This window comes from Tahibacter sp. (assembly GCF_035481375.1).
In the GTDB taxonomy this organism is placed as follows: Bacteria; Pseudomonadota; Gammaproteobacteria; order Xanthomonadales; family Rhodanobacteraceae; genus Tahibacter.
This window is the reverse complement of sequence record NZ_DATIGT010000029.1, coordinates 1-9,890: the sequence shown is the minus strand read 5'-3', so window position 1 is coordinate 9,890 and position 9,890 is coordinate 1. Positions and strand designations below refer to the sequence as shown.

Below are 9,890 nucleotides of genomic sequence, written 5' to 3'. Positions count from 1 at the left end.
CCGGCGGAGGCACCGGTCTGCACGATGTTGTTCTCGAGGATCGTGCCACCGCCCAGCAGGCGCAGCACCCCCATCGAAACCACGGCCGCCGTAATGACGGCGGGCTTCGCCTCCGGCGAAGACCGCCCTACGTGCGGCCGTCGCCATGCGGTTCGTACGCGGCGAACGCCGCTGGAGTACCGCCGAACAACACGATATCGACCTGCTGCCGGTGATCACCTTGCCCGGCGCGGCCGTCGTGCTCGGCCGCGCCGCACTCGCCAGGCTCGACGTACCCGACACGGAGATCGACGATATCGACGCGCGCATCCGCGAACGCGATGCACAGCGGCTGCAGCTGGAAATCGCCGGCGGCATGGGCGCGGGCAAATCGCTGTTCAGCGGGCGCGCGGACGAGCAGGCGGGAACACGCAAAGAGCCGGGAGAAGTGAGAAGCGAGTGAAAGCGCAGCCGTCACCGGCATTTTCTCGCCCCCCCTCCCTGCTGCCCTTAAGGTTTTCGCGCCGCGTCCGCGTATTCGATCATCGACCGGGCAATCGCTCGCCACGATGACGACCATGAAACACGCATGGATTCTGCTGCTGTCGGCGGCATCGGCCGCGCCGCTCCACGCGCAGAACCCGATCTGGGTCACGAGCGGCGCCTCATCGGGCAGCGGCACGCTGCGCGCGGCGATCCTGAGCCTGAATCCGTCGACGAGCGCGCTGCAGGAAATCCGTTTCGCGATTCCGACGACGCCGTCCAATCCCATCGCCGAGGTCGTGCTGGCCGAGCCGCTGCCGCCGATCAACGGCACGAATGTGCTCATCAACGGCGACCGCGGTGCGGATTACGTCGTCGTCGACGGCAACGGCCGGCAGATCTTCACGGTCGAGGAGAATGCGACGACGACGGCGCTGGAGATCCGCGATCTGACCTTGCGCGGCGGCGCGGTCGTCAACAACGGCGGCTGCGTGCGCATTCGCCGCGCGGCGACGGCGACGACGCTGCGGCGCATCGTTGCCGACCAATGCAAGGCCTATCTCAGCGTGACGACGAATCCGGTCGTGCGCGGCGGCGCGGTCTATACGAAAGGCGCGCTGACGATCGAGGACAGCCGTTTCACCGGCAATCGCATCCTGTCGATGTCGGCGAACGAGGCGAGCAGCGACGCGAGCGGCGGCGCGCTGTTCGCCGAAGGCAGTCAGCCGGTCACGATCGCGCGCTCGCTGTTTCGCGACAACCGCATCTATCTCGGCAACCAGCTGCCATCGTTCTGCCGCAGCGGCAGCGGCGGCGCGATCGGGCTTGCGCTGACCAATGCGCTCGCGCAGATCGCCGACACGAGCTTCGTCGACAACGCGACGGCATGCCGCAATCCGACCGTGACCTACGACATCGACGGCACCGGCGACGGCGGCGCGATCGCGGTCTATGGCCAAGGCGGCGAGACGCGACTCGATGCGAACTATTTCCACGGCAACATCGGCAGCCGCGGCGGCGCGGTCGGGTTCCTGCAGCCGCTCGGCATGCTCGCGACGCTGACGAACAATACGTTTCACGAGAACACGAGCAACCAGGCCGGCGGCGGCGCGGCGCTGATCAACTGCTGCTCGCTCGCGATGACCAACAACACGTTCAGCGGCAACGTCGCGCGCTCGCCGGGCCTCGCGAACCAGCTCCAGGCATCGAGCAACGTGCTCGCGCTGTACAACAACATCTTCAACGGCGCGAATACGAACCGCGACTGCATCGTCTCGACCGCGCAGCAGAACAGCGGCCACAACCTCTACGCGAACGACGCGTGCTGGACGAGCGGCGACGGCACGAGCCAGATCGTCGGCGCGATGCCCTGGCTGCAGGCGCCGCGCATGACCGGCGGCTACGTGCCGACGATGATGTACACGAACGGCAGTCTCCCGGTCGACCGCGGCGACGACGCGCACTGCGCCGCGCGCGACGCGCGCGGCGTTCCGCGTCCGCTCGACGGCGACATCGACGGCACGAGCCACTGCGACATCGGCGCAGTCGAGCACAGCTTCATCGACGTGATTTTTCGCAGCGGATTTCAGGGGTGAGGAGGCGTCGGGCTTCTGGATTGCCGCGTGGCTGGGCACGAAACTCTTGCCTATCCAGACCGTCCAGCCGACTGGGCGACGAACCGTTCAGGCCCGACCGCCGGCTGCTCGCCTGGCGCTACGGACGTACGCGCCGAAACCGGCAATACACGAACTGCTGCACGTTCCCCGTCGGCGTCCGATGCGCCTCTTTCTCATGGTGCTGCAACACGAACGCCGTACCGAATTCGGCGGCGAGTTCGTCGACGCCGTAGCGGCAGACCGGCAGGCCGCTGCACTGCGTCGGGCCGTCTTCGGCGAACGTCGCGACGATGAGGTGGCCATCGGGGGCCAGCGCGCGCAGCACGTTGTCGCGATACGCGACGCGATCCTCGGCTGCCGTCAGGAAATGAAACGCGGCGCGGTCGTGCCAGACCGCGTACGCGGCAGCGGGCAGTGCGGCACGCGTCGCATCGGCTTCGATCCACTGCACGGCATCGCCTGCGGGACCGAGCCGCGCACGCGCCGCGTCGAGCGCCGCGGCGGACAGATCGAGCACCGACACGTTCGACCAGCCGGCGCCGAGGAGCCCATCGACGAGCGTCGACGCGCCGCCGCCGATGTCGATGATTGCGGCGTCAGGCGCGACGCCGGTGTCGCGGATCAGGCGCAGCGAGGTCGCCGCCTCCGGCTGGAACCAGCTGACGCCGTCGGTCGCCTTCGTCGTGTAGACCTGCTGCCAGTGCTGCTTCGCTTCCATCCCGAATACCCTTTGCAACGCCAAGGCAACCACTGCATCGCGGTTTTTCTGCGGTTACCGCACGGGCCGTTTCCTGGTCGCCGTCTTCGTGCTTGCCGGCTTCTTCGCCGGCGTCGTCTTCGACGCCGTTTTCTGAGCCGCCGCGTTTTTCGCCGGCGCTTTCATCGCAGGCGCCTTCTTCACCGCTTTCGACGCCTTCACTCTCTTCGCCGCCCCTTTGACTTTCGGCAACGGCATCGCACGCTCGGTCGCGAGCAGCAGCGCGCGCAGTTGATCGGGTTCGTCGAGCAGCTCGTCGGCGACCGGATAGTCCTTCGCGCCCGGATACGGCGGGCGTCCCGGCAACGCCGCCGTCAGTGCGGCCGTCTCGGGCGAGGCCTTGATGAAAAGACTGTTGTCGCAGGCGAACGCGACGACCTTGCCGCCGAGATACAGCGCGTATTCGCCGAACATCTTCTTCCAGGTCAGGCTGCTTTCGAGCCGCGACTGCTCGGCGATGTATTCGACGAACGATAGATCGGTAGCCATCGTGAATCTTCTCCAGGTTGCGGGAGCCGGCGGCGCTCGGGACGCGACGCCGAAGCGTGCGATGTTCCGTCAGTCGCCGACCAGCGCACCGTGCTCGCGCAACAACTCGCGCAGCACCGAGCGATGACAGCGCTGCTCATCTTCGCAATAGCAGCCGACCGAGAAGTTCGCCTGCTGCGACAGCGCGGCGAGCAGATCGAGCGTGCGGGCCGCATCGGCGGCGGCCATTTCGCGGCGGTATTGCTTCTTGAATGCGGCCCACTGCGCCGGTGTTTCGGCGCTCTGGCCGAGCTTCACGGTCTCGGGGTCGGGCGCCAGGTTCGGGAACCAGACGTCGTACCAGTCCTGCGCGGCGAATTCGGTCTTCGGCACGCCGCGCGGCGGACGCCGTACCGTGCCGATGCGCGTGCCCTCGCCGGGTGCGCGCGGACTGCCGAGCCGGACGACGCGAACGGCCATGCGATGTCTCCGCTGACGGCCGCCGGCCGTGACGCGGAGGAGTCTAGCGCAGGCGGCCCGCGCGGCAACGGCGCCGGAATGGCATAGCGCCGGACGCAGCCGGAGCCGCGTCTATACTCGGCCACCGTCCCCGCTCCGGAATCCGCATGTCCGCTTCCGCCGTCGCCGCACCCTACGATGGGAGCGATACGTTTCTGGGTCACCCCAAAGGCGTCTACGTCTGTTTCTTCACCGAGATGTGGGAGCGCTTCTCGTTCTACGGCATGAAGGCGCTGCTGCTGCTGTATCTGCTGCAGCATCACCGCTTCGGCGACGACTCGGGCTATGACGTGATCGGCGCCTACGGCGGCCTGGTCTACTGCCTGCCGGTGATCGGCGGACTGCTCGCCGACCGCTGGCTCGGCATGCGCAAGGCGGTCGTGTTCGGCGGCCTGCTGCTCGTGCTCGGTCATCTCGGCATGGCGATCGAAGGCACGCAGGCGCGCGTCGTCGACGGGGTCGTGCAGCGCGACGAGTCCGCGCTGCTCGCGTTCTATTTCTCGCTGTCGCTGATCATCATGGGCGTCGGGTTTCTCAAGCCCAATATTTCGACGATCGTCGGCAAGCTCTACGCGCCGGAAGATCCGCGCCGCGATTCGGGTTTCGCGCTGTTCTATGCGGGCATCAATCTCGGTTCGCTGCTGGCCTCGATCATCTGCGGCTATCTCGGCCAGACGCTGGGCTGGGCCTACGGCTTCGGCGTCGCCGGCGTCGGCATGCTGCTCGGCCTCGCGCAGTTTCTCTGGGGCCAGAAATACCTGCGCGGCCATGCCGAACCGCCGGACCCGGCGAAGCTGAGCGAACGCGTCGCCGGCATGCCGCGCGAGTGGCTGATCTACGGCACGGCGATGCTCGGCCTGCTGCCGGTCGCGGGGCTCATGTGGGCGGTCGCGAACGGCGCGTTCAAGCTGGGCGGCGCGCTGACGCCGGCGCTCGCGCTGATGCTGCTGATGATGCTGGCCGTGCTGGTCTGGTTCTTCTGGTTCATCGCGACGCAGTGCGACCGCGTGCAGCGGCATCAGATGATCGCGCTGATCTCGATGATCGCGATGTGCCTCGTGTTCTTCACGCTGTACGAGCAGACCTACGGCTCGTGGGTGACCTTCACAGACCGCCTGCTGACCAAGGACATCGTGCCGTCGCTGGTGCAGCCCACGCCCGCGCTGAACTGGACCGGCGACTGGCTCGCGAACCTGCGGCTGTTCGCGCGGACGACGCCCTGGTCGATCGTCGTGCTGGTACTCGCGCCGGGCGCCTTCGTGGTCGCCGCGCGGCTGTCGGACCGCGATCCGGCCTCGCGCGCGCCGCGCCTGCTGTTCGGCAGCGTCGTCGTGATCACGCTCGTGCTGCTCGTGCGCGACTCGCTCGTGCTGCCGCAGACCGCGGGCTCGCTGACCTATCTCGGCGCGATGTTCCTCGTGCTGCTCGCACCGCTGTTCAGCGGTCTCTGGGGCTGGCTCGACCGGCGCGGCATGGATCCGTCCAAGCCGGTGAAGTCGGCGCTCGGGCTGATTCTGGCCGGGCTTTCATTCCTGCCGCTGCTCTGGGCGGCCGAACATGCCGGCGCGAGCGGACAGCTGGCCAGCGTCTGGTGGCTGGTTCTCGCCTATTTCATTCTGGAACTTGGGGAAATGTGCCTTTCGCCGGTGGGCCTTTCGGCGGTCACGCAGCTGTCGGTGCCGCGCGTGGTCAGCCTGATGATGGGCACGTGGTTCCTCGCGACCGCGTTCTCGGAAACGCTGGCCGCGGAATTCGGCAAGCTGGCCTCGATCGAGATTCCCGACGGTGCGGCGCTGGCGTTCGCCGACGCCGGCGCGAAGTACGCGCATCTGTTCACCGTGATGCTCTATATCGGGCTGGGCTGCGGCCTCGCCGCGCTGGTGCTGGCGCCGCTGCTGCGCCGGCTCATGCACGGCGTGCGCTGAGCGCGGCATCGCCGCCGTCCGCGCGCAGGTTGCCCGCGATCAGGTCTTCGGCGAAGCCGAACGCCGTCGTCATGCCGAAGCCGTCGGGGCCGGGCGCAGCGACGGCGATCACGCCGGGGAGCGCTTCGACCGCGCTCGCCGCGCCGCTCGCGGCGAGCTGCGGCAGGGTCCAGAGCTGTGCGGCATGGCCGTCGGGCAATTCGGCCATGCGCTTGAGCGCGTCGAGCGCCGGCCGCGCGCCGGTCGCGGTATCGAGATCGGCGTCGGCATGGCCCGCGTCGAGCAGCAGCTCGCCGCTGCCGCTCTGCACGAGCCGCAGCGCCGGCGTCGCCGCCGGCAGATGCTTCGCCGCCGCGGCGTCGCGTCCGGCGCCGAGCGCGAGCGCGGCGGCATTGGCGACGATCGCACCGAGCCGGAATCCTTCGGGCTGCGCGGCGAGACGCACGAGCAGATGCCGGCGCGCCTCGGGTGCCGCGGCGACATCGGGCAGCAGTTGGGTCGTGTCGATGCCGCCGGCGACGTAGATCACGTCGGCCGCATGGCGCCGGCCGCCGCTCCAGACATAGGGATACGAGATGCGCGTGACCGCGTGCTTCCAGCGGAACTCGATCTCGTGCCGCGCGGCGAGCCACAGCGGCAGCTGGCGCAGCGCGACGCGCGGATCGACGAGCAGGTCCTCGGCCGAGAACAGCGCGCCGCGCAGTTGCCGCGCGGCGAGCCACGGCGAGCGCTTGCGCGCGGCGGCCGGGTCGAGCAGTTCGAGTTCGCGCAGGCCACGGCCGGCCGCGGCGTACTCCTGCAGCAGTGCCCACTCGCCGGTGTCGGTGGCGGGCACGAGGCAGCCGCAGGGGTCGTGCCAGACGTCGGCGGCTTCGCAGAATTCGCGCCACACCGCGCGCGAGCGCCGCGCGCGGTCGAGTTCGTCGGGATCGCCGACCGCGAGCGGCGTGACCGCGCCGGTGTTGCGCAGCGACGCGCCGACGGCGCGCTCGTGCCGTTCGAACACGACGACACGGCGTCCGCGCAGGGCCAGGGCGCGGGCCAGGGCCAGCCCGACCATGCCGGCGCCGACGACGATCGCTGATGCGTGAGGCATGCGCCGGATTCCGTCCGTGGGAATGGGAAAAACGGCAAAGTACACACGCCATGTGAGGCTTTGGTTGCAGATCGGTGGCGATCCGGTTGCAGCCGCGTCGCGGCGACTGACGTTTTCTTTGCGCGAGTCAGGGCATATAAGACCTTCCCCGCGAACTGCCGCGCACGCCGAGAACCGCCATGGCCACGATCACCGCCCGCCTCCTGCTGAGCCTGTCGCTGTGCGCCGCCGCCGCGGCCTGCGCCGAGGACGGCGCCGCGCCGTTCGACGCGAAGCCCGTCGTCAAGCTCAACGAACCCTGGGCCATGACCTTCCTGCCCGACGGCCGCCTGCTCGTGACCGAGAAGAAGAGCAAGCTCAAGGTCGTGACGACCGACGGCAAGGTCGGCGACGTCAGCGGCACGCCAGAGGTCGACTACGGCGGCCAGGGCGGCTTCGGCGACGTCGTGCTGCATCCGAAATTCGCCGACAACGGCTGGGTCTATCTGAGCTACGCCGAGGCCGGCGACGGCGACACGCGCGGCGCCGCGGTCGCGCGCGCGAAGCTCGTGCTCGACGCGAACGGCGGCGGCGCGCTAGAGGGATTCACCGTGATCTGGCGCCAGGTGCCGAAGAAGGAAGGCCGCGGCCACTACGGCCACCGCCTCGCGTTTGCGCCGGACGGGCATCTGTTCATCAGTTCGGGCGAGCGCCAGCATTTCGATCCGGCACAGGACATGGCGTCGAATCTCGGCAAGATCCTGCGCCTCAACGACGACGGCTCGGTACCGAAGGACAATCCGTTCGCGGCACAGGGCGGCGTCGCGGCGCAGGTCTGGAGCCTCGGCCATCGCAATCCGCTCGGCATCGCGTTCGACCGCGCCGGCACGCTCTGGGACGTCGAGATGGGCCCGAAGGGCGGCGATGAGCTCAACCTCGTCGTGCGCGGCGACAACTACGGCTATCCGATCGTCTCCAACGGCGATCACTACGACGGCAAGCCGATTCCCGATCACGACACGCGGCCGGAATTCCATGCGCCGGCCGTGAGCTGGACGCCGGTGATCTCCCCCAGCGGTTTCGTCATCTATTCGGGCAAGCGCTTTGCGGGCTGGGACGGCAACGGCCTGATCTCGGGCCTGTCGAGCAAGGCGCTCGTGCGCGTTGCGTTCGACGGCACGAAGGCGAAGGAAGTCGAGCGCTATGACATGGGCGAGCGCATTCGCGAAGTCGAGCAAGGTCCCGACGGCACGATCTGGCTGCTCGAGGACGGTTCGGGCGGCCGCCTGCTGCACCTGACGCCGAAAGCCACGGCCGGCGCGAAGTCCTGAAAAATCGGCGGCGCAGTGCGCCGCCGCTGATTCCGTCCGCCGCGGCCCGGCCGCGGCGGACGCATCACGTCAGTTCAAGTCGGGTCACGGTGCCGTGGCGGGCTTCGCGCCGATGTTCGCGTCGAGGAACGCGAGGATGCGCGCGTACATGTCCTCGACGTTTTTCTCGTCGTAGAAACCATGCCCCTCGTTGCGCTGGTAAAGCCATTCGTGCTTCACGCCGCGCTTCTCCAGCGCGTTGTGCACGCTCTCGCCGTGGACCGGCGGCACGCGCTTGTCCTGGCCGCCGACGATCAGCATGAGGCTGGCCTTGATCTTGTCGAGCTGCGTGATCGGCGAGCGCGCGGCGAGCGTTGCGGCGTCGTCGCCGACCGTGCGCTTGATGTAGTTCTCGCCGTATTTCGTGTCCTGCACGTCGCCGCGGCTCAGCATCAGGCGCAGGTCGTAGACGCCGACGCTGCCGATCGCGCAGCGATACAGGCCGGGCTCGCGGATCGTGCCCATGAGCGCGGCATAGCCGCCGTAGCTGCCGCCGTAGATGCAGATGCGCTTCGGATCGGCGATGCCCTGCTCGATCGCCCACTTCGTCGCGTCGGTCACGTCGTCCTGCATCGCGGCGCCCCACTGCCGGTAGCCGGCCGTCTCGAACGCGTAGCCGTAGCCGCCGGAACCGCGGAAGTTGACCTGCAGCACGGCGTAGCCGCGGCTCGCGAGCACCTGCACGTCGGTGTCGTAGCCCCAGTAGTCGCGCACGTCGAACGGACCGCCGTGCACGACGACGACGAGCGGCAGGTTCTTGCCCTGCTCCTGGCCGAGCGGCCGCGTCAGATAGCCGTTGAGATCGAGGCCGTCGCGCGACTTGAGCTTGATCGGCTCCATCGACGCCATCTGCTCGGGATTGATCTTGTCGGCGCGCTTGAGCAGCGGCGACAGCTTCTTGTTCTCGCGGTCGAACAGATAGAACTCGCCCGGATTCACGTCGCTGTACACGGCCACGATCGCGCGCTTGCCGTCCTTGCTGACCGAGGTCACGTCGACCGTCTCGCCCGGAAACTGCTGCATCAGCGCCGTCATCGCTTCGATCATCGGCGTCTTCTTGTTGATGACGCCGATCGCGGAACGGCCCGGATAGGCGCGCACGCCGACGACCGTCGTGTCGTCGAAATCGGTGATCAGCGCGTCCATCTCGACGTCCTTGGCCGACCAGACCGGCTTCAGCGTGCGGTCTTCGGACGACCAGGTGCAGAGTCCGCCGACCTTGCCCTCGGGCTGGCACGACCAGTACACGAGCTTGTTGTCGCGATCGTAGGCAAGCGGCTTCGCGCGGCCCGGCGTGCTCTTGCCGTCGAAGACGTTGACCCAGTCGCCGCCGTCCTTGTCGCGGTACATGACCTGCCAGTTCGATTCGACGTCGTTGCCGTAGGCGAACATGATGTTGCCGGCATGGTCGGCGAGGAAGCCCGAGGTCAGTCGCAGCGGCGACACGAATAATTTCTTCTTGGAACCGTCGTTCACGTCGAACTTGTAGACGGTCGGCGGCGTCGGCTCCGCGCTGCGTTTCCAATCGATCGCAAACATCAGGATGTTGTCGTCGTCGTCGCGCAGCTCGTCGATGAGGATGCCGCTCGCGAACTCGGGCTTGACCGCCTTGATGTGCGAACCAACCGTGTCCTTGCCGGCGCGGTAGCCGAACAGGATGTCGTTGCGTTCGCCGTCGGCGTCGACGAAATACAGCTC

General features: G+C 68.1%; 9 protein-coding genes. 4 read left to right on the top strand and 5 right to left on the bottom strand.

From position 1 onward, the window contains the following. The first annotated feature begins 145 nt into the window (after positions 1-145). The gene (locus VLF18_RS02010) at positions 146-442 is read left to right on the top strand and encodes a hypothetical protein (RefSeq protein ID WP_325277944.1); all 297 of its coding nucleotides are present in this window, start codon (positions 146-148) and stop codon (positions 440-442) included. Positions 443-557: 115 nt separating this feature from the next. Then, complete coding sequence (locus VLF18_RS02005) at positions 558-2,057, top strand: choice-of-anchor Q domain-containing protein (RefSeq protein WP_325277943.1); 1,500 nt, start codon at positions 558-560, stop codon at positions 2,055-2,057. A gap of 118 nt (positions 2,058-2,175) precedes the next feature. Here the strand turns inward: VLF18_RS02005 and VLF18_RS02000 are convergent, their stop codons facing one another. From VLF18_RS02000 to VLF18_RS01990, 3 genes are all read right to left on the bottom strand, one after another. After that, positions 2,176-2,796 (bottom strand): methyltransferase domain-containing protein, encoded by a 621-nt coding sequence (locus VLF18_RS02000; protein ID WP_325277942.1) that lies wholly within the window; start codon positions 2,794-2,796, stop codon positions 2,176-2,178. A 54-nt stretch (positions 2,797-2,850) separates the two neighbouring features. Continuing rightward, the gene (locus VLF18_RS01995; protein WP_325277941.1) at positions 2,851-3,324 is read right to left on the bottom strand and encodes a TfoX/Sxy family protein; all 474 of its coding nucleotides are present in this window, start codon (positions 3,322-3,324) and stop codon (positions 2,851-2,853) included. 69 nt (positions 3,325-3,393) lie between these two features. Beyond that, complete coding sequence (locus tag VLF18_RS01990; RefSeq protein ID WP_325277940.1) at positions 3,394-3,783, bottom strand: DUF488 domain-containing protein; 390 nt, start codon at positions 3,781-3,783, stop codon at positions 3,394-3,396. A gap of 146 nt (positions 3,784-3,929) precedes the next feature. Between VLF18_RS01990 and VLF18_RS01985 the strand changes: the two genes are divergently transcribed. Next, positions 3,930-5,747 (top strand): oligopeptide:H+ symporter, encoded by a 1,818-nt coding sequence (locus tag VLF18_RS01985; RefSeq protein WP_325277939.1) that lies wholly within the window; start codon positions 3,930-3,932, stop codon positions 5,745-5,747. Here the strand turns inward: VLF18_RS01985 and VLF18_RS01980 are convergent. Next, positions 5,728-6,843 carry an FAD-dependent oxidoreductase gene (locus tag VLF18_RS01980; RefSeq protein WP_325277938.1) on the bottom strand — a complete coding sequence of 372 codons (1,116 nt, stop codon included), beginning with the start codon at positions 6,841-6,843 and terminating at the stop codon, positions 5,728-5,730. The genes VLF18_RS01985 and VLF18_RS01980 overlap by 20 nt on opposite strands. A 179-nt stretch (positions 6,844-7,022) precedes the next feature. Here VLF18_RS01980 and VLF18_RS01975 point away from each other — a divergent pair, with 179 nt between their 5' ends. Continuing rightward, positions 7,023-8,153 (top strand): PQQ-dependent sugar dehydrogenase, encoded by a 1,131-nt coding sequence (locus VLF18_RS01975; RefSeq protein ID WP_325277937.1) that lies wholly within the window; start codon positions 7,023-7,025, stop codon positions 8,151-8,153. Positions 8,154-8,237: 84 nt separating this feature from the next. On the opposite strand, the gene VLF18_RS01970 is transcribed toward VLF18_RS01975, so the two are convergent. Then, a partial coding sequence (locus VLF18_RS01970; protein ID WP_325277936.1) for a S9 family peptidase occupies positions 8,238-9,890 on the bottom strand: 1,653 nt, incomplete at its 5' end.